Source organism: Gammaproteobacteria bacterium (assembly GCA_013697705.1).
Lineage (GTDB): Bacteria > Pseudomonadota > Gammaproteobacteria > UBA6002 > UBA6002 > UBA6002.
This window is the reverse complement of the sequence record JACCWJ010000027.1, coordinates 130,589-151,196: the sequence shown is the minus strand read 5'-3', so window position 1 is coordinate 151,196 and position 20,608 is coordinate 130,589. Positions and strand designations below refer to the sequence as shown.

8 protein-coding genes are annotated in these 20,608 nt (G+C 40.3%); 6 read left to right on the top strand and 2 right to left on the bottom strand.

The window, feature by feature from the left end; all coding sequences use genetic code 11:
* Positions 1-4: 4 nt before the first annotated feature.
* On the bottom strand, positions 5-787 hold the full coding sequence (locus tag H0U71_07020; protein MBA2654802.1) for a hypothetical protein: 783 nt from the start codon (positions 785-787) through the stop codon (positions 5-7).
* Positions 788-1,007: 220 nt separating this feature from the next.
* Here H0U71_07020 and H0U71_07015 point away from each other — a divergent pair, with 220 nt between their 5' ends.
* Entirely contained in the window at positions 1,008-2,297 is a 1,290-nt protein-coding gene (locus H0U71_07015; protein MBA2654801.1) for an outer membrane protein transport protein, read from the top strand.
* A 38-nt stretch (positions 2,298-2,335) separates the two neighbouring features.
* Here H0U71_07015 and H0U71_07010 read toward each other — a convergent pair whose 3' ends face one another.
* Positions 2,336-3,976, bottom strand: coding sequence for an aromatic amino acid lyase (locus tag H0U71_07010; protein MBA2654800.1), 1,641 nt, complete (start codon positions 3,974-3,976; stop codon positions 2,336-2,338).
* Positions 3,977-4,164: 188 nt separating this feature from the next.
* Here H0U71_07010 and H0U71_07005 point away from each other — a divergent pair, with 188 nt between their 5' ends.
* From H0U71_07005 to H0U71_06985, 5 genes are all read left to right on the top strand, one after another.
* Positions 4,165-12,813, top strand: a complete 8,649-nt coding sequence (locus H0U71_07005; protein MBA2654799.1) for an AMP-binding protein — start codon at positions 4,165-4,167, stop codon at positions 12,811-12,813.
* A 7-nt stretch (positions 12,814-12,820) separates the two neighbouring features.
* Positions 12,821-16,690 carry a polyketide synthase dehydratase domain-containing protein gene (locus H0U71_07000; protein MBA2654798.1) on the top strand — a complete coding sequence of 1,290 codons (3,870 nt, stop codon included), beginning with the start codon at positions 12,821-12,823 and terminating at the stop codon, positions 16,688-16,690.
* 91 nt (positions 16,691-16,781) lie between these two features.
* Positions 16,782-17,699: an NAD-dependent epimerase/dehydratase family protein gene (locus H0U71_06995; GenBank protein ID MBA2654797.1), complete on the top strand. Its 918-nt coding sequence runs from the start codon at positions 16,782-16,784 to the stop codon at positions 17,697-17,699.
* 55 nt (positions 17,700-17,754) lie between these two features.
* On the top strand, positions 17,755-19,530 hold the full coding sequence (locus H0U71_06990) for a tetratricopeptide repeat protein (protein ID MBA2654796.1): 1,776 nt from the start codon (positions 17,755-17,757) through the stop codon (positions 19,528-19,530).
* Positions 19,531-19,542: 12 nt separating this feature from the next.
* Entirely contained in the window at positions 19,543-20,607 is a 1,065-nt protein-coding gene (locus H0U71_06985; GenBank protein MBA2654795.1) for a HEAT repeat domain-containing protein, read from the top strand.
* The last annotated feature ends 1 nt before the right edge of the window (position 20,608 follow it).

Here is a 20,608-nt window from a genome sequence, read left to right as displayed (position 1 = left end):
GATCTCAGTAAAACCGATGGTTTTCATCCAATCCATAATTTGAACGGCACTGTAGAAGCGTCCTTTGCCATAGGTGGGTTAGCTTAGAAAAAATAGGCAAGCTGGCAACTCGCTGTGCATTAATTTCACTGAATGCTGACATATGTTGTACAAAATGTTGATTTGCAACTTCATTTTTCGAAAGCTCATAATAAAAATCTGTCGCTTGAGGGCCAAACATTTTATGTAAGCCAACCGGTTTATTTTGTACGACCGACTCTTGAAGATATTGAATGCCATGCGATAAGACATTGTGAGCATATTGCATATATTTTGGATAAAAATTCGTAAATTTGTTAGCCGATTTTTGCGTCATGATCATCGCAATGGCACTGTTATAATAAAGATCATCTATTTTTTTGATGAGTTTTAAGCCTGCAAGTCCTACTAGTAAAATTTCAGTAGGATAATGCGCAGTTTTGAGCTGACGTGCAATGTCATCTAAGCTTGAACCCGGGTGATCATTTAGATAGTTGAATAACCCCAGATCATAGCCCACTTTAAAGGCCTGAAAACTAAATTGCCCCATTAAAATTTGAGACATCGAGTCTTTGTTAATAAAAGGTTTTAAAATAAAATCCCCTATCTTATTCAGAAAAGTAGGCGCAGGATCTAGCTCGCGATTACTAATATCCATCGTACGCACAAACCAGTGACTGAAACGGATTTTGGATTTTTTGAAACTGCTGCGCATTTTTTTGAAAAGATGAGTGGGTGATCGTGTAACGGTAAGCTCCTGAAGGGACATGGTAATCTCCTTGAAGTGTATGGGTATATACTAGAAAAAAAATAATTAAAGTAAAGAAGTTATATTTAATCAGATAACTGTCTGCAATTTATTCAAATGATAATAAAATCAGTGCCTTTTTGGTAAGTTTCAATGTTTACATTTTGATCACTCCGATAATTATTGTTTCTCTTCTAGAACTGGGATAACATCACTTTTTTTTATTAGGGACGATAAATAAATGACCTTCAGAAGAATACTACGCTGGTCCTCTGTTTTATTATCAATGTGCTTTTCATCCTCCATACTCGCTTCTGATTTTAACACCCCATTTATAAATGTTTCCGATTTAGGAACCGCTTATGCTGGATGGGCTGCAGCAGCGGAAGATGCTAGCACGGCATACTCAAATCCAGCTGGTCTGGTCAAAATTCAGGATTACCAATTTGTATTACCCCTCGTTGGTATTATAGGCGGCACCACTTTTTCAGGTAGTACCACAACGCCCCCATTCCCCTTCTTTTTTACACGCAGGGAAACCGGCAGCGCGCATGACAGATTAGAGGTATTAATACCCTCGACTTATTTCTCTGCGCCAGTAACCCCTCGTTTAACTTTTGGTTGGAGCACTAACTCTCCCTTTGGTTTAGGGTCAGATTATGGCAAAAATTCCCTGGTACGCTTTCTGGGTACGGAAGGAAAAGTCGTTGTTATTGATACCGGCCCCAGTCTTGGTTTCAGAGTAACTGATGATTTTTCAGTGGGTGCAGGTTTTGATGTGCATTTCATTCAATTTACTCTTAATAATATGCTCGGCCCACCAGTTGCTTTTCCTTTTGATGCTGAATTTAAAAATCATCTTGCTGGATCTGGTTATGGTTGGCACGCTGGTATTTTATATCAATTCCTTCCTTGTATGCGTTTTGGTGCAAGCTTTAACTCTAAAGCATGGTTGCATGCAAGTGGTGACAGCAAATTATATGTTCCCTTGCCTCCAAATGTATTTCATTCAGGCCGATTAAGAGCGGATGCACCTATACCTGCTAGAGCTCAATTCAGTTTTTATTATGATGTTGCTCCTCGCTGGGCCGTAATGGGAACTGTTTTTTACACTCATTGGGGTGTATTTGATAAAGTCACGCTTAAGAATGCAGTGACCTTGGGAGGTGAAGTATTCACCTTAGATATCCCATTTGATTATCACCATACTTATGATTACTCACTCGGTCTCAAATTTAGAGCAACGCGCAAATTATCATTGCGAACAGGTGTTCAATATTTAGATACACCTATTAATGACAAATTTCGCTCGGTGGTTAACCCTGTTGGATCAGCCATTATTCTTGCTGCGGGCCTACGTTACCAATCAACTCCCTGTGTGAGTTTTGATTTAGGTTACGGACATGCCTTCTTTAAAGAGAATGCCATCAACTTGGTTACGCCTCTCACTTCCGCAGTGGGTCATGTTAAAACTCAAACTAATTCATTTGGGGTACAAATGAATTGGAGTTTTCCAAACACACGATGGTAATTAAATAATTTCTTCTCCCTGCTCAGCAGGGAGAGGGATTAAATTATATCGCTCTGTAAAACACTCACAATATTTTCAATCTCATCTGATAGCGGGCGACAGCTCGTCACGGGAGCAAAGTGTTCTCGCATCACAGAGTGAATTTCTTTTGCTCTGGGTGATGATTTTTCTAAGCCTCTAAATTCTAATGCCTGGCAAGCAGCGAGCAGCAAAATTGCGGTTAATCGTTCAAAATTAGCAGTAGATTCTTTCAAGTCGAGCGCTGCGTGCGTGCCAAGACTATTTACATCTTGATTATCACCCTCAGTGGGTAACATATAAGACTGATGCACTTGTGCCAATTTGCGGTTTTGCACGGCTAAGGAAGCCGCCAATAATTGCAATGGTCTAAAGCCATTCTGAGTTCCCGGATCTTCAACTAGATTGGCAGGAAGGTGCTGACTTTTACGTGGATGAACTAAATTTGCAAGCAGAGCATGTAACCAAGTGGAAGCTTGTGAGATATTCATTTTTAAAATATCACAGGCATCTGTGACGTAATACCCCATGAAGTTCGCGTTGTGATGTATTTTTTGTGTGACGTAATCAACAATGGGATTGTCATTCACCGAATTCATTTCATTTTCAATCCAAGTGGTAGCGCGCTCTAGGTTTTCATGAAAGGGCCCAAACCCCTGGGCTACAGATCGAAGCGAGTAAAAGTCTTGCACTGCTCGTGCTGGTTTTGAATCATTCTGGGTCAAATGCGTTAGATTAGATTGACGCAATTCATCAAGGTCGGTTAGTAACTGACTTCCCTTCCAAAATGCCAGCAAAAAATCATTAACGAGGATTTCACCTTGTTGCTGTTTTAACTGATGGACGAGGGGATGATAAGCGCTTTCTATCACTAACATTGACTCTAATGCCATCGCAATAGCCGATAATGCTTGTTTAAAGATACGGTGCAGATCATAGACGGCGAGTGATGCAATGGCAGTCATTAATGAGGTGCCATTGATTAATGCTAAGCCATCGCGACCTTCCGGTTGAAATTTCTGTAACCCTGCCATTTTTAATGCAAGGGGGGCCTTCATAAGTTTGCCTTGATATAAGACATCAACTTCTTCACCCACCATGGCTGCTGCGATCATTGCTAAGGGAATAAGATCTCCGCTAGCACCAATGGAGCCATAGCAGCGCACTATGGGAACAATATCGTGATTAATAAAATTTATGATAGCAGTGACTACCTGAGGGGTAGCGCCTGAAAATCCTTGTGATAAACAATGTCCTCTTAACAGCATCGCTGTTTTTACAATATCGGGTGAAAGAATTGAACCTAATCCACAAGCATGTGATTTGATTAAGTTAAGTTGGCGCTGGTTAATTGATTCACCGTATTTTTCAGTGGTATTTTGGGGGGCGAGGTTTGGGTCAAGCAAATTTACTTGATCGCCGAAATGTGTGTTTATGCCATAGATAGGAAGCCGTTGATCAATGTAGCCCTTCAAAAAATCATAAGAACGTTGCATCTCGTTTTTAGATTCTACGCTTAAATTTACCCGTGGATTGTTATGAAACAGTTTCTTTGCATCGCTGATTGTTAATTTACACCCCCGTCCAATTATGATTTCGTCCGTACCAGTTGTCCTGTCAGGATGATTTTGTATGGATTTTTGAAAGGTTAAATCTGACATAAATTTCCTTTATAGGGGTAAATTGTAATTGAGGGGTTTTTTTATTTTTTGTAGACAGAGGCGCATATAATTACATATCATAGCTTTTGTGTAAATATTTAATAAAATCTTAAGTTTTGTACCGGTCTCTTTGCCTCAGCCTCACTGGGGATTTTTTTAAAAAAACCTTCAGCACACCGGAAAAATACATGTCAAATATAGTTTCTATTCTTCAGAAACGTTCCTCTCTTTCTCTTAACGCCTATCTGTTTTTAGCGGATGGCCAAGAGGAAACAGCCAGTATAACTTATGCCTCCCTCGATCAAAAAGCCCGTGAAATTGCCGCATATCTTCAAGCTAATACGGTTGTTGGCGAACGCGTTTTATTGTTGTTTCCTAGCGGCATCGATTTTATTGTGGCATTTTTTGGTTGCCTGTATGCAGGTGTGATCGCGGTCCCTTTATTTTGTCCCACAATAGAACACTGCTATAAAATGCGCGATTTTTTAAAAATTATTTCAAAAGATCTGGAAATCAGTGGGGTTTTAACAGAGGCGTCACTTTTCTCAGCTGCGCAAGAATCATCGCCCTTATTTAGACAACCGACATTTATCACCGATGTTAGTCTTCTTGATCCTGGATTGTCAGGGGACTATAAATCACTGAAAATAAAGGGGGATATGATCGCTTATTTACAATTTACCTCGGGTTCGGTATCTACACCCAAAGCCGCTATCATTCGACATAGAAATCTTATTCATAATATAAAACAATCATCTACTATTTGGCGTTATACACGAAAGAGCGTCACATTTACTTTTGCCTCTCATGGCCATGTATTTGGACTGATTTGTGGTTTACTCGTTCCTCTATATCGTGGCAGCCTGGCAATTTTTATGCCGCCACAGACATTTTTATATCAACCGCTTTTATGGCTTAAAGCGATAACAAAATATGGGGTGACCCATAGTGGCTGTCCTAATTTTGGATATGATTTATGCGTACAAAGAAGTGGTAAAGAAAATCATTATTTGAATTTAACGAGCTGGAAAATTGCAATCAATGGTGGGGAGAATATACGAGCAGGAACGCTTTATCAATTTGCCCAAAAATTTAAGCATGCCGGATTTAGCATTAAACAATTTTGTAGTGCTTACGGAATGTCTGAATTAGCAGGCACAATTGCTGCAAGTCGCTTTGGAAAAAAACCCGTCATTTTTAATTTATCTATTCCCAAACTTGCACAGCATAAAGCGGTTACTGTAAATAAAAATAAATCTCATACTCAACAGGTTGCTAGCGGTAGAGTATTGCCGGGCTTGCGTGTAATTATCGTTAATCCTACTACGTTGAAACCGCTTTCCGCTGGAAAAATAGGCGAAATTTGTGTTGCCGGCAAAGCGTTAATGGATGGCTATTGGCAAGGTGCAGAGGGGTTAAATGACAATCTATTTGTAAGGCTGCCGCATTCAAAAATTAAATACTATCGAACCGGCGATTTGGGTTTTCTAAAGAAAAACGAGCTTTGCGTAACGGGGCGTTTGAAAGAAGTGATAGTTCGTTATGGCAAGAATTTTTATCCATTAGACTTGGAAATGACTGTGCGTGATGCCATCCGGAATTTTCCAGCAGGACAACAAATTGTTTTTGCTGTGGAACTTGGCGGTAGAGATGAAATATTTATTTTACAAGAAATTCAGGCCACCACGAAGGCAGCGGAAATTGATAAGATGATAATTTCAATTCGCCAAGCTATTACTCAGCAACACCAGTTGGAAATACACGGGGTAATTTTTGTAAAAGAAACGGTATTGCCAAAAACGAGTAGTGGCAAACTGCAACGTACCTTAGCTAAAAAACTATATTTGGAAGATGAGTTTGCAATTGTTTATGCCCATTTTAAAAATCAACCCGAGCTGTCAAAAAATCGTCGTGAAGGCATAAGCGGCATAAAAAACAACTTTAAAATTCCGCAAAAATTAATGAGCGACTTTAAAACAATACTTGCTAGTGCTTTTAGGCTTGATCCTCATCACATCGATCTTCATGCAGATGTGAGTTCCTTTGGTCTCGACTCCATTACGATTGTGCAATTTATAGCGCTATTCAATGAAAAATATGGGTTAACGCTTTCTCCTGCAGTAATGTATGAATATGTAAACTTCGATGAATTTATAAATGACATTTTAAAACAATATCCCCTGAGTTTTCAGGGCTATTATTCTGATAAAGAATTGCCGTCTAAAGTGAGTGAGAACCCCATCGTATATTCATCGATGAACCATAATATCTCACCAAATTCTAACGATATTGCTGTTATAGGCGTTCAGGGCTGCTTTCCTGGAGCGCCAACTTTAGCCCATTTTTGGGACAATCTAGTGAATGGCAAGGATGTTATTACCGAGATCCCAAAAGATCGTTGGGAAATGGATGAGACCAGCGTAGGTTGGGGGGGATTCATCGATAATATCCAAGCATTTGATGCTAACTTTTTTAATATTTCACCTCGCGAAGCAGAGATTATAGATCCACAACAACGTATTTTTTTGCAGACGGTCTGGCAAACAATTGAAGATGCCGGCTATTCAATAAGCGCTTTGTCGCAGCAAAAAGTAGGCTTATTTGTCGGAGTGTTTAGCCATGATTATGCGCAGCTGTTACATCAACGAAATATTACAGACGCTTATCTCACCACAGGCACCACCCACAGTATTTTAGCGAATCGTGTTTCATACTTACTGAATTTGAAGGGGCCGAGTGAAGCGATTGATACAGCTTGTTCGAGCTCCTTAGTAGCGATTCATCATGCAATTCAATCGATTTTAAATGGAGAATCAGATATAGCCATTGCGGGGGGAGTGAATGCACTCTTGTCTAATACTGCTTATAAAGCCGCTACTAATGCCGGCATGCTCAGCATGGAGGGTAAATGTAAAACATTTGATCAAGACGCCAATGGCTATGTACGCTCAGAAGGTGTTGGCGCAATTTTGCTGAAACCTTTGCAACAAGCGATTGGTGATAATGATCATATCTATGGGATTATTAAATCAACCTCGGTTAATCATGGCGGGCATGTGAGCTCAATTACTGTGCCTAATCCGAACGCGCAAGCACAAGTTATTATTAATGCGTGTGAAAAAGCAGATATTCATATTGATACGCTGAGTTATATTGAAACACATGGTACAGGCACTACGCTTGGAGATCCCATTGAAATAAGTGGCCTAAAAAAAGCCTTTAGTTTTTTAGCAGAAAAAAAAGGTCTTTCGTTGGCCGAAAATACCTGTGGTTTAGGTTCAGTTAAAACCAATATAGGTCATTTAGAATCTGCGGCCGGCATCGCAAGTGTGATTAAAGTGTTGCTGTGCATGAAAAATAAATACTTACCCGCTAATCAGCATTTTAAAACGTTAAATCCTTATATTGATCTAGCGGACAGCCCATTTTATGTGGTAAACAAAGGCATCCAGTGGCAAAACCCCGCCACTGAAAATAATAATCAGTCTCCGCTTAGGGCGGGTATTAGTTCCTTCGGTTTTGGTGGTACCAATGCGCATTTAATTATGGAACAATATTGTGAACCACTTCCAGAAAACTCTGTTCCGCTATCTCAAGAAAAAGCATATTTAATCGCACTTAGTGCTAAAACAGACATTGCCTTGCAGGAAAAAATTAAAAACCTTAATGATTGGCTCTCTACATCAACATCATCTTCTCTTGACGAAATCAGTTACACATTAAATGTCGGCCGTGATCACTTCCAGATGCGCTGTATAATCGTCGCTGCCACTGTCAAAGAATTGATGGAAACCTTGAGGAAATTAATCGAGGGTAAACCTCCCGAAAACTGCATTATTAATATGAGTGGTAAGCCCTATCGTGAACAACCCGTGCTTCAAAAACTGTGTGAATCTCTCTTAAAAGAGGTATTGTCTGATCAGTTTACTAACGCAGAGCATACATCTAAATTATTAGCACTGGGAAATTTTTTTACAGAAGGTTACACAATAGAGTGGCAAGTTTTGCACTCCACACAACAAAAACGACTTTCTCTACCCCCCTATCCCTTTGCTAAAAACAGATATTGGTTGCCAGAGATTGCAGAGAATTTTGCTGTTCGCAGTGATGGCGCTCCTCAACTTGGCATGACCACGGCTAACTTGTCCTTGCTCAAAGAAAATTTAACTCATCACATTAGTGCCATTCTAAAAATTAACAGTGCAACTATCAATACAGCACATTCTCTCCATGACATGGGGTTAGATTCACTCGCTTTAAAAGAGCTGATTTTGCAATTGGAAAAAGAGTATCAAGTCGAAATTAATCCTGCTCTCTTTTTTACTTATGATTCTATTGACACCTTGAGTGAACACTTCCTCTCGTTACGCCTCGAAAAGACAAGCACTCCCTTGATCGTTCCTTTGCATGACATAAGTACAAGAATCACTCATCGAGAAACCACACATCTAAGAGAGCCCATTGCGATAGTGGGCATGCAAGGATATTTCCCTCAATCGGCTGACTTGCAACTCTTTTGGGAAAAGCTAACTGCGGGTCATGATTTTGTTACGGAAATACCTTTAGAGCGATGGAACTGGCAAAATAACTATGGTGATTCTAAAAAGGATGCGGCAAAAACAAATTCAAAATGGGGCGCTTTTTTAAGCGAAATTGATACCTTTGATGCAGCATTTTTTAATATCTCTTCACGCGAAGCCAATCTGATGGATCCTCAACATCGATTGTTTTTAGAAGTAGTTTGGAAAACAATCGAAGATGCAGGGTACAACCCTTTTGATTTTGCAAATAAAGATATAGGTGTTTTTGTGGGCATGGAATTTCATGAGTATGAATCACTTATTGCTGCTGCTCCAAAAAGAATATTTCATGGGCATGTTGCCACCGGTAATTCCCATGCCATGCTAGCGAATCGTATTTCCTATTTCTTAAACCTGAGAGGCCCGAGCGAAGTGATTAATACCACTTGCTCCAGTGCCCTGGTGGCAGTGCACCGCGGTGTGAATTCACTTCGAAATCGTGAATGTCAAGCAGTCATCGTTGGAGGCATTAATTTAATTTTAAATCCGGATACCTACGTTATTACCAGTCAATTGGGAGCGTTATCTTCTGAAGGCCAATGTAAAACATTTGATAAATCTGCAGATGGTTATGTAAAGGGAGAAGGTGTTGCTGCGATAATGCTAAAAACCCTGGGTGATGCGGAAAGAGATGGCGATCCTATTTATGGAGTGATCAAAGGCTCGGCAGTAAACCATGGAGGTAAGGCGCGGTCTTTAACTGCACCGAATGTTTCTGCACAAACCGATCTCTTAATTAAAGCTTATAAAGATGCCGCTATTGAACCCTCTACCATTTCATATATTGAAACGCATGGTACGGGAACAGAGTTAGGAGATCCTGCCGAAATCGAAGCCTTGAAGGACGCATTTAGCCAACTAATACCGCCTGATGCTCGACCCGCTAACGCATTTTGTGGACTCGGTTCATTAAAAACAAATATTGGCCATTTAGAGCCTGCTTCTGGCATTGCGGGACTTTTCAAAGTGCTACTCGCCATGAAATCAAAAACAATACCCGGGAATTTACATTTTCACGAATTAAATCCTTTTATTAATCTAGAAAATACCCCTTTTTATCTGATCAACAAGACTCAAGATTGGCCACAATTGAAAGATAAGAATGGGTCAACAATTCCTCGTCGTGCCGGTGTCAGTTCCTTTGGTTTCGGAGGCACCCTAGCGCATATTGTGCTTGAAGAAAATATAGTTGCGTCGTTGGGCCGCACACGGGCTACATCCGGTGACTTTTTAATTACACTGTCAGCAAAAATGCCAGAGAGCCTGCAACAGAAAAAAATAGATCTCCTCCGTTGGTTAGAACGTAATGCTACGGTTGATTTAGAGTCGCTTAGTTTTACATTGAATGCGGGCAGGGCGCATTTTGAGCATCGCTTTGCGCTTATAGTGAGCTCCCTTGACCAATTAATATCTGAGTTGAAGACACCGAGCTTCAGTCATTCTGCCGATCAAGACAGAACCAGCGTGTTACAGAAAATAGCGGCGAAATATTTGCAAGGGGACGCCATCGATTGGCACACGCTATATTCGAAACCACAGCGCCTCGGTGCCTTACCTTCCTATCCCTTCGTTAAAAAGCGTTATTGGTTTAATGAGGAGTTATCTATGGCAATACCTGCGCATTCCCCTGAGAATAAAATAGTGGAGGGTAATTATACGGAAAATGTTATCAATTATTTACAGCAAATTTTTGCAGAGAAACTTCGGTTACTCCCAGAGCAAATTGCGGTGGATGAAACCTATGAAGTTTTCGGTATCGATTCTCTATTGACGTTAGAAATAACAACGCAACTTGAAAAAAACTTTGGTAGTTTACCGAAGACATTATTATATGAAAAAAATAAAATCGCATTACTCGCAACCTATTTAATAAAAAATTATTTGCCTATTGTTCAATCGCTATGTGGCCAGGTTGAAGTGGTAAATATTTCTGATACCCCCCCACAAATTATTTCGAGCAGCTCTTCTATTGTGAAGAATATTCCGGATAAAACTCATAATGGAGATATCGCTATAGTAGGGTTGGATATCACCTTCCCCCTCGCTGCCAACATCCAAGAATTTTGGAATAATTTAGTTCAAGGTCGCGATTGCATTTCAGAAATTCCAGCAGAGAGATGGGACTATCGTCAGCACCCGGTCGACATGGGTGATGAGAAAAAATATTTTAACTATGGTGGATTTATTCCCGATATCGATAAGTTTGATCCTTTATTTTTTAATATTTCTCCTCGTGAAGCCATGTTGATGGATCCACAGGAACGTTTATTTTTGCAAAGTGCCTGGGCGGTGATCGAAGATGCGGGTTATACCCGAGACACATTGCAACGTACTGTGAATAATGAAGTCGGCGTTTTTGCAGGCGCCACTTATAATTTTTATCCCCTTCTGATTGCTGAAGAATGGGCGAAAGGTAATAAGCTCCCCCTCGACATTCAAATGTTTTCTATTGCCAACAGAGTATCTTACTTTCTTAATTTAAATGGACCGAGCATTGTGGTTGACACTGCGTGTTCATCCTCACTCGCTGCACTGCATTTGGCATGTGAAAGTATTCAGCGCGGGGAATGCCAAGCTGCGATTGCAGGGGGTGTAAATTTGTCACTGCATCCCGCGAAATACCATTTTTTAGGTGGCTATGGTTTTTTAGCGGCAAATGGTCGATGTATGAGCTTTGGAGAAGGGGGAGAAGGTTATGTTCCCTCTGAAGGAGTGGGCAGTGTTTTATTAAAGCCACTTACATTAGCCGAAAGAGATGGCGACCGTATTTATGGCATTATAAAAAGCACTACTATGAATCATGGTGCCAAGACAAGCGGTTATACTGTTCCGAGTCCCACTGCGCAGGCTAACTTGATAAAGAGTGCCTTAGATAAAGCGCACATAAATCCGCGAACGATTTCCTATATTGAAGCACATGGAACAGGTACTTCTCTAGGTGATCCCATCGAAATTAGAGGGTTGCAAGAAGCGTTTGAAAACTACACAAGTGATAGGCAGTTCTGTGCGGTAGGCTCTGTTAAATCAAATATTGGTCATTTAGAAGCCGCCGCTGGAATTTCGCAACTCACCAAAGTTTTACTACAGCTTAAGCATAAAAAACTTGTGCCATCGTTACATGCAGAAAAATTAAATCCATTTATTGAATTTGAAAAAACACCGTTTTATGTTCAACGTGAAGTAAGTGATTGGGTGGGAAATGATGCTTATCCAAGGCGAGCTGGTTTAAGTTCTTTTGGTGCTGGCGGAACGAATATTCATGTGATCATCGAAGAATATATCGCTGCGGAAGAGGCGCCACTCGTTGCTATAAATTTACCATTCTTATTGTTAATCTCTGCACAAAATAAAGAAGTATTGCAGAAGTATGTTGAACAAACCTACCTGTTTTTGAAGGCCGACTCTGCGCAGTATTCGGCTATAAAACACAATCAATGGTTACATGATATTTGTCATACGTCACAAGTGGGTCGTGAAGCGATGGCGTTTCGCCTAGCGATTGTCGCCCCTTCGTATGATGCGCTGATGACTACATTAAAAATGCATGCTGAAAATCCAAACGCAGATTTGCCAGGATTATATCAAGCGCATTGCCCTCGGCCTACTGTAACTCAAAGTAATGAAGTTGCAGATGCCTTGCAAAATAAAGAGTGTTCATCACTAGCGCGGTTATGGATAAGCGGTGCTCGAATTAACTGGGAGAGATTATATGAAGACCACCCAATTAAACGAGTGATGCTGACGCGTTATCCTTTCGTCAAAAGAAGATGCTGGGTAACTACAAATACACCGCTTATTTTAGAAGAGCCACTCATGACGGAGGTCGTGCCTTCTGTCAATGACCAACCCGCACCTATAGTTTCTCTTCTGGATAGAGATGAAACCTTGCACTATGTAATTACTCTCATGGCTAAACTACTCGAACTAAACAGTGATGAAATAAATATAGAAGAACCTTTTTTAACGTATGGCATGGATTCTATTTCAGGAATAAACTTTATTGCTCAATTAAATCAGCGTTATTCTGATTTATTATCGCCGATGGATTTGTATCGTTACCCAACCTCAAGCCAATTAATTGATTACATCATCGCTAGCGCAACAGTCACTGTCCAACCAGAAATTATAACCACCTCTGAAATTTTTCCTGACGAAGCAGATTTTCTGAATCAAATCAATCACCTTAGCCATGCTCAAATGAATCAACTCCTTGAAGATGAATTAACTGAAATCGATAAACTACTCGACGCAATATAGGATTAGTATGAACGAACAAACTACCTTACAAAAAGCTCTCTATACCATAAAAAAACTTAAACATTTACTGCAAGAACAACAGACGAATGCGTTCGAGCCGGTGGCCATAATTGGCCTAAGTTGTCGATTCCCTCAAGCGATAGGTAAGGAGGGATATTGGGAGATGTTAAAAGAAGGACGTAATATTATTTCCAAAATTCCGGAGAAAAGATGGGAATTACTGGAGGGGTCGGAGGAAGCATTACTGCGTGATAGAACGCATCCCTATTGGGGAGGGTTTATGTCCGATATTGACCATTTTGATGCTTACTATTTTGGTATTAGTCCCCGCGAAGCGATTAGAATTGATCCGCAGCATCGTTTATTACTCGAAGTGGCACACGAGGCGATTGAAGATGCAGGTTTACCTTTAGAGGCACTCGCGGGAACTAACACGGGTGTATTTTCCAGCTTATATGTTAGTCAGCTAGCGCATTTGCAAAAAATGGATACAGAGATGGATGCACTCTATCTGCCCACAGGGAATGCTATGAGCATTGCAGCGAACAGAATTTCCTATTTATTCGATTTGCGAGGCCCGAGTGTTATCATTGATTCAGCCTGTTCATCCTCTATGACCTCCTTATATTTAGCTTGTTTAAATATTCAAAAAAAGGCCTGTGATCTTGCGCTGGTTTGTGGTGCCAAACTCAATTTATTACCTTATATAAATTTTGTATTAACCAAAGCTAAAATGCTTTCTCCCGATGGGCAATGCAAAACGTTTGATGCAGAGGCTAATGGTTATGTTCAAGGTGAAGGGGTGGGTGTTGTCGTTTTAAAACCTCTATCTCAAGCGCTTAAAGATAAAGACCAAATTTATGCTGTCATTACAGGGAGCGCTATTAATCAAGATGGAAGAACCAATGGGTTAACTGCACCCAATGGATTGCAACAAGAATTACTATTGAATACCGCTTATAAAACGGCAAATATACCACCACAGGATATTTCTTATGTGGAATGTCATGGTACCGGTACTTTTCTAGGTGATCCGATTGAAATTCAGGCGTTGGGAGAAGTGCTCGGAAAAAACCGCGAAAAAACACAACCTTGTTGGATTGGTTCGGTTAAAACAAATATAGGACATCTGGAACCTGCGGCAGGGATAGCGAGTATTATTAAAGTAGCGCTAGGATTAAAATATGGCCAGATACCGCCGCATTTAAATTTCAGTCAACCTAACCCGCATATTGCATTTGATAAATATAATTTACGTGTTCCAACCACACTGCAATCTTGGCCAAAATATGGCAATTTCAGAGTGGCCGGATTAAGCGGCTTTGGATTTGGTGGGGCCAATGCGCACCTCGTAATGCGTGATTTAGCCGACTATGAAAAAAACACAGACGCTTCTCCGGCAGTAAAACATCCTTTGGAACTCTTTACCGTCTCTGGGAAGAACCTGCTGGCATTAAAAGAATTGGTAGGTAGATGGTGCCATCATTTAGAAAATAATCCTGCACTAGAATTAGCTGAAATTTGCTATAACAGTCATGTAAGGCGTACTCATCATTCTCATCGTCTTGCAATCATCGCAGCAACTAAAAATGAGTTATTGCAGCAGCTTCGATGCGTAAATGAAGACAAGCAAGTAGATCCTAATAGCGTATTTATGTGGGATGAAAAAAATAGCAAAACCCATAAGAAAATAACTCAACCAGAACTCGCCACCCTCGAGCTAACCACGTTAGCCACTCTCTATGTTAATAATGCCAGTGTTGATTGGCGACAGTTTGAAGCGACTAGAAGTTATGCTCATATTGAAATGCCCTTATACCCTTGGCAGCATAAAGCATATTGGCCTCCCCTTGGAACAAAGTCCCATGTTCAAACTGCAGCGACCACTCATCCCTTGCAAGGCAGAAGGCTGTATTCTCCCTTGGAAACTATTCAATTTGCATTCACAGTGTCTAATGAATTACTGCCTGATTTGAAAGATACCTATAATATTGTACACGCGGGATATTACTTAGAAATAATGGCTTTCGCTGTAAAAGAAATTTTTAAGGAGACGCCTTTTGTCATTGAAGATCATAAATTTTTATCGCCGATAATTGTACCCAACAATAATACTATGACGGTGCAGCTGGTACTCAATCCAACGGATGAAGGTGATTATGCATTTCAGTTTTATAGCAGCACGACCGAGCAAATGAATTGGGTTAAGAATGCCACGGGGAAATTGTGTAGAGCGCGTGAAGTGATAGCAAATAGAGAGAGTATTGATATCATCAAAAAACGTTGCGCTATCAATGAAGCGGCTGACAAACTTTACGCACGGGTGATTGCCATGGGCATGCCAGCGGGGGAAAGTATCCGTTGGACCCATCAATATTGGTTAGGGGATCAGGAAATACTCTGTGAGTTCCAACAACCGACCGATGTTAGTCAAAATGATAAATACACATTGAAAATTCATCCTGGTGTGTTTGATGCCTCCATCCAACCGTTGTTCCAAGTATTACCTCCTGAATTGAATAAACCTTATATTGCATCCGGAGCTCAGAAATTATATTTCTCGGGCGTAAAAAAAGGACCGTTATATCTATGGGCCAAGTTAAAAGAGATTGAAAATAACGGTGAAAAAATATGGGGCAATTGTTGGTTAATGAATGCCGAAGGTGAAGTCGTCGCCTCCTTTCAAGATATTTGCTTAACTCAATTAGATAACAAAATTCAGATAGAAGAGCTTTTAAAAGCCAAAACTCATATTAGTACAGCCGACCTTGATGCTCTACCTTTATTGGAACGAAAAAAATATGTGACTGATTTCTTAATCACTCAGATTGCCATTATTTTTTCGTTACCTAAAGAAGATATTTCTTCCCATTCCTCGCTGCGGGATTTAGGGATTGATTCTTTAATGGCATTAGTATTAATGCGAGCGATAGAGGTAGGGTTAGAGAAAAGTTATGCGATGCAAGGTTTGCTTGAGGGCCCAACGATTAACGAATTGGCAAATCATTTAATAGGTCATGCGGAAGCTTCGCCTCAGCATGTCAACCCCTGGATTGCATATCGCATCAAACAACCTAATGCAAAGACACGTCTTTTTTGTTTCCCTTATGGGGGAGGGGGAGCCTCTATTTACCGCGATTGGCAAGAACAGTTAGGTGATACCATCGAAGTATGTCCTATTCAATTGCCAGGTCGGGAAGAGCGGATGGGTGAAGCACCTCTCAATGATTTAATGAAGGTCGTGAATATCCTTACCGAGCAGTTGCAACAGGAATTGGATTTACCTTTTGCGTTTTTCGGACATAGCTTTGGTTCACTGCTGGCCTTTGAGTTAATCCGTAATTTACGCAGAAAAAACCTCCCAACGCCCAAACATCTTTTTGTTTCTGCCTTTCCAGATCCGCGTGTGCCTACTAAAAGTTTGGATACCTTACTTGAACAATTAAAAACTATAAATATTCGTTTAGAGGATATCAATAATTCTGTTGCTATAGATCAGCTCACCCCGCAACAACTTAATCAGTTATCGAGGATTTTTAATGAGAATGGCATTATGGGCTACGGCGACTATTTGCAGGATAGAGAGATTATTAAAGTGTTATTGCCCATTTTCATGGGTGATATGGGTATGGTTAAAAGCTACAATTACTACGACGATTTGCCTCTCGAAATACCCATTACTGTATTTGCGGGTAAACTTGATACCTGGGTAGCGTATGAAGATCATCTTGAATGGAAGATGCATACCAAGGATGAATGCGAGATAATAGAATTTGAGAGTGGCCATATGTTTATCAAGGAAGCGTCCTTTAAAAAGCGGATGCTAAATAAAATTCGATCAGAATTAATAGAATTCAGCGTAGAACAAGTGACCTAAAAAATGTAGCCTTGATGAAACGCAGTGAAATCAAGGAAACCCAAAAGGATTTTTAGGACCAGATACGGTCTCAAACTTACGGAAGAGTTTAATGGCAAAATATTTAGTAACCGGTGGTTGCGGCTTTATCGGCTCACATCTCGTCGATAGATTAATTGCATCAAATCACGAAGTAGTGGTGCTGGATAATTTATCAACGGGCAAAATAGAAAATCTTTCACCCAAGGCTGAACTCGTCGTAGGAGACGTCTTAGATGGCCCCTTAGTACAAAAATTGTTAAGTCAAATGCAAGGATGTTTTCATTTAGCCGCCATCGTTGGAATTCCTTACAATCAAGATCACTGGGTAGCAGCCAACAATATAAATCTGGGTGGCACAGTAACAATATTTGATGCAGCAAGGCGCGCTCGAAAAGACAATCCTATCCCTATTGTCTATCCCTCTTCCTGCGCGGTTTATGGTCATTGCGAACATCTTCCCTTACATGAAACACTCTTTATTCGACCAATATCTTCTTACGGTGCTGACAAGTTAGGGTGTGAACTGCAAGCGAATGCTGCATGGTGTGAGCATCGTATCCCCAATGTCGGCCTGAGATTATTTAATGTGTATGGTCCGCGCCAAGATCCCTCTTCATCCTACTCCGGCGTCATTTCAAAGTTTATAGCAAAAATCGATGATCATGAGGCAGTGCTAATTTATGGGGATGGGAAACAGACTCGCGACTTTATTTATGTGGCAGATGTGATCGACGCATTTATTTTTTTCATGGAGAATATAAGTGAAACTGCTGAAGTTTATAATATTTGCACCGGCAATTCGGTAACTATCAATGATCTTGTGCAAATTTTTAGCGAAATCTACCAAAGACCGGTTGAAAAAATATACAGCTCAAAACGCACGGGAGATGTTTTATATTCTTGCGGTGATCCCAGTAAGGCAGCTAAGATAGGATATAGAGCCCGTTATACAATGAAGGAAGGTCTGAGCGAGATGCTTAAGCGCTGATTTAAACAGTAGGAGCTAGCGCTACCGAATTGCAGTGATAGTTTAAAGGATCAAAATGCTTAACAAGGACTTGTTGAAGTTAACCAGTACGTTAACAATTTTTTTAGCATTATTTTTTTGTGGTAATGTCAAAGCGGTTAACCCCACTACAAATAGCCATATAACGTTGCAGTCTATTCAAGCCCTTAGAATTGCAGGGCAGCTCAATAAGGCAAAAGCCGATGCGCAACAATATCTGAAAGACACTCCTAGAGATGGCGATGTTATTTTGGTGTTAGCTTCCATCAACTTTCAACAAGGGAATACGACCGAAGCGCAAATCTTAGCCAGAAAAGTACTAACACAGGTGCCAACTTATACCGATGCGCGGGTATTATTAATTAAGATCCAGATTGTATTGAAAGAATACGATGCAGCACAAAGTCAGTTGCAGGAGGGATTGAAATTTGCCCCAAACAATCCTGATCTGAAAAAGTTGCAACAGACATTGGTGACTCTAAAAAATCCGCCTCAGGTGGCTCCAGTAGCGGTGACCACTAACAAACCCATGGCAATTTCTTATAAAACAATTCAAACCTTAAAAAATAACAACCAATTAGCCAAGGCTAAACAACTTGCATTAGAGCAACTCAAAAATTATCCCAAAGATTGGGACACAATGCTAATTTTAGGCAATATCTATTTTCAAGAAAACAATTTAAACGACGCAAAGAAAGCAGCTGAATTAATATTGCAAAATGCGCCCAAGTATACTGACGCCCGATTGTTGCTTATTAGGGTATTTGCTGCATCCAAAAAATATGAGGATGCGCTTCAAGAATTGAAAGTAGGATTGAAGCTTGACCCAAAAAATCAAGACTTATTAAAACTCCAAACCACTGTTCTAGCCCAGATCAAATTGCCCGTTCCCGCTGTGCTGCCTCAACTCGAAAAAATCTATAAGATTGATCAGGCATGTGCTGAGGAGTTAGCGAAAAGGGCAGAATATTTTTATTCCTACAAGCAGCATCATGTCGCTGCTGCTTACGCAAAAGATGCTTTAGCGCTTGATCCCCAGAACAAAAAGGGCAAAGAAATTATTGCTAACTTGAAAAGTGCCAGCGGTAAATATGCAGCCGGCCTAAATGAAATCGGTTATTTAAGGCAAGACGATCACGTCTCAGATCTAGATCAATGGTGGAATTCATCTACTACTTATCTCACCCATCACGGAGAAGCAGCTGACCTTAATATGCTGGTTAATTTTGCCCAAAGAAGAGGGATAAAGGGTACGCAGGAGGAAGTATTGTGGGTGCCTTTTTTGGATAAGAATGTGCGCATGGAAGTGGACATGGCCTTTTCTAATAAAATTGCATTGTTCCCCCGATTTGCTTCCCGTGCAGAAGGCTATTTCAATATTCCAAAATTTATTGAGTTTTCAGTGGGCCAATATTATGCTGATATTCAACGAACCCATTACTCTTATACCACTTACTCACTCACTAAAGAATTCGCGAAAGCCTATATAAATTTCAGATCCATACGTTATCTTCCCGAAGTAGGGGAGGCTTCCACTTTATATATTCTCAATCTAAAAGGATATTTTAAAAATGATAACGACCATTTTGTGTGGGTTACACTCGGCACCGGCAAAAGCCCCGATTTGAACGACCTATTAACTGTAGATTTTATTGTGATTAAAAATGATTTTATTTATCTAGGTTACCACTTTCCTGTTCTCAATAATAAAGTGGCATTTAATATCGGAGGAGACTATCAATCTCAAGTTTTCCCGACTGGTCGTAAAAGGGAGTTGATGGGTGGTATTTTTGGTATCCAAGCACGTTTCTAAGTGCGAAAAACAATGACATTGATAAGTATAAATGCGTTCTACTACATAAAGTGGGCGGCAATTGTAGAAATATGTTTAGTTATTCTATTAATTGTATTTGCTTATAGTGCTCAGTTTTACTATAGAAAAAAAGCCGAACGTAGGGTAATTACGACTGCGGATATGGAAAAGTTATTCGTTAGCCTTGCGTCAACATCTGAGCAGAACATTTCACATGAATTAAACTTTTTTAAAAAAAACCTTCCAGTCTTACTCCAAATTCTCCCTCGCATAGAGGCGCAATCCTTGCCACATTGGCCCTCTATCCAGGTGATTCTTGTAGAAAAAATTTTAAAACCTAAAGCGAGACGTTATGCAAAATCCAGGCGCTGGTCTAAACGATACTTTGCGGTAAGATGTTTTAGTTATGGCTGGGATGCAAGAGACGAACCTTTATTAGCAAAATTAATAGTAGATCATACCTTTTTAATTTCACTCAATGCCGCATTAGTGGCGGTCAAAAAACCAACGCAATCTCTCGTCGATACCTTAATTGATTTCTACTCGAAAGGAAGAAGATTACAGCAATCTATTTTTTCTGCTAAATTTGTTGAGTCTGATCCGGCTATTGGTGCTATGGTGTCTAAACGACTAGCGGTGGAAACAGATCCTTATATATTGGCCTTTTGTTATTCGTTACTGACTAAACTCCCCGTTCCAGATGAGATGTGCCCAACTGTAATAAGAGATATTAACAGCGCTGTTATTGATTTGAAAATTGCTGCGCTTAAATATTTAGCACATCAAGGACCAAAGACAACTAAAATAATCCGACGTTATTTATCTGATGAACATTGGCAAGTGCGTGTAGTGGTTATAAAACTATTGAGTGCTCTAAAGGATTACGAGTCGCTGGATATAATAGGCAAAAGTCTCCAGGATGAAGCATGGTGGGTAAGAATGGATGCGGCGCAAGCATTAATGAGTTTTGGGGAAAAGGGCGAAGCTATTTTGCGGTCTCAAGATCCTGAGGTAGACCGTTATGCCTATGAAGTAGCTACTCGTATCCTTCAAACTTCAAAGCAGTTAAAGGAGTAAG

Bases quoted from the DNA above. Each gene is read 5' to 3' on its own strand.
- H0U71_06990 (MBA2654796.1), top strand. From the start codon at position 17,755: ATGCTTAACAAGGACTTGTTGAAGTTAACCAGTACGTTAACAATTTTT.
- H0U71_07005 (MBA2654799.1), top strand. From the start codon at position 4,165: ATGTCAAATATAGTTTCTATTCTTCAGAAACGTTCCTCTCTTTCTCTT.
- H0U71_06985 (MBA2654795.1), top strand. From the start codon at position 19,543: ATGACATTGATAAGTATAAATGCGTTCTACTACATAAAGTGGGCGGCA.
- H0U71_07020 (MBA2654802.1), bottom strand. From the start codon at position 787: ATGTCCCTTCAGGAGCTTACCGTTACACGATCACCCACTCATCTTTTC.
- H0U71_07000 (MBA2654798.1), top strand. From the start codon at position 12,821: ATGAACGAACAAACTACCTTACAAAAAGCTCTCTATACCATAAAAAAA.
- H0U71_07010 (MBA2654800.1), bottom strand. From the start codon at position 3,976: ATGTCAGATTTAACCTTTCAAAAATCCATACAAAATCATCCTGACAGG.
- H0U71_06995 (MBA2654797.1), top strand. From the start codon at position 16,782: ATGGCAAAATATTTAGTAACCGGTGGTTGCGGCTTTATCGGCTCACAT.
- H0U71_07015 (MBA2654801.1), top strand. From the start codon at position 1,008: ATGACCTTCAGAAGAATACTACGCTGGTCCTCTGTTTTATTATCAATG.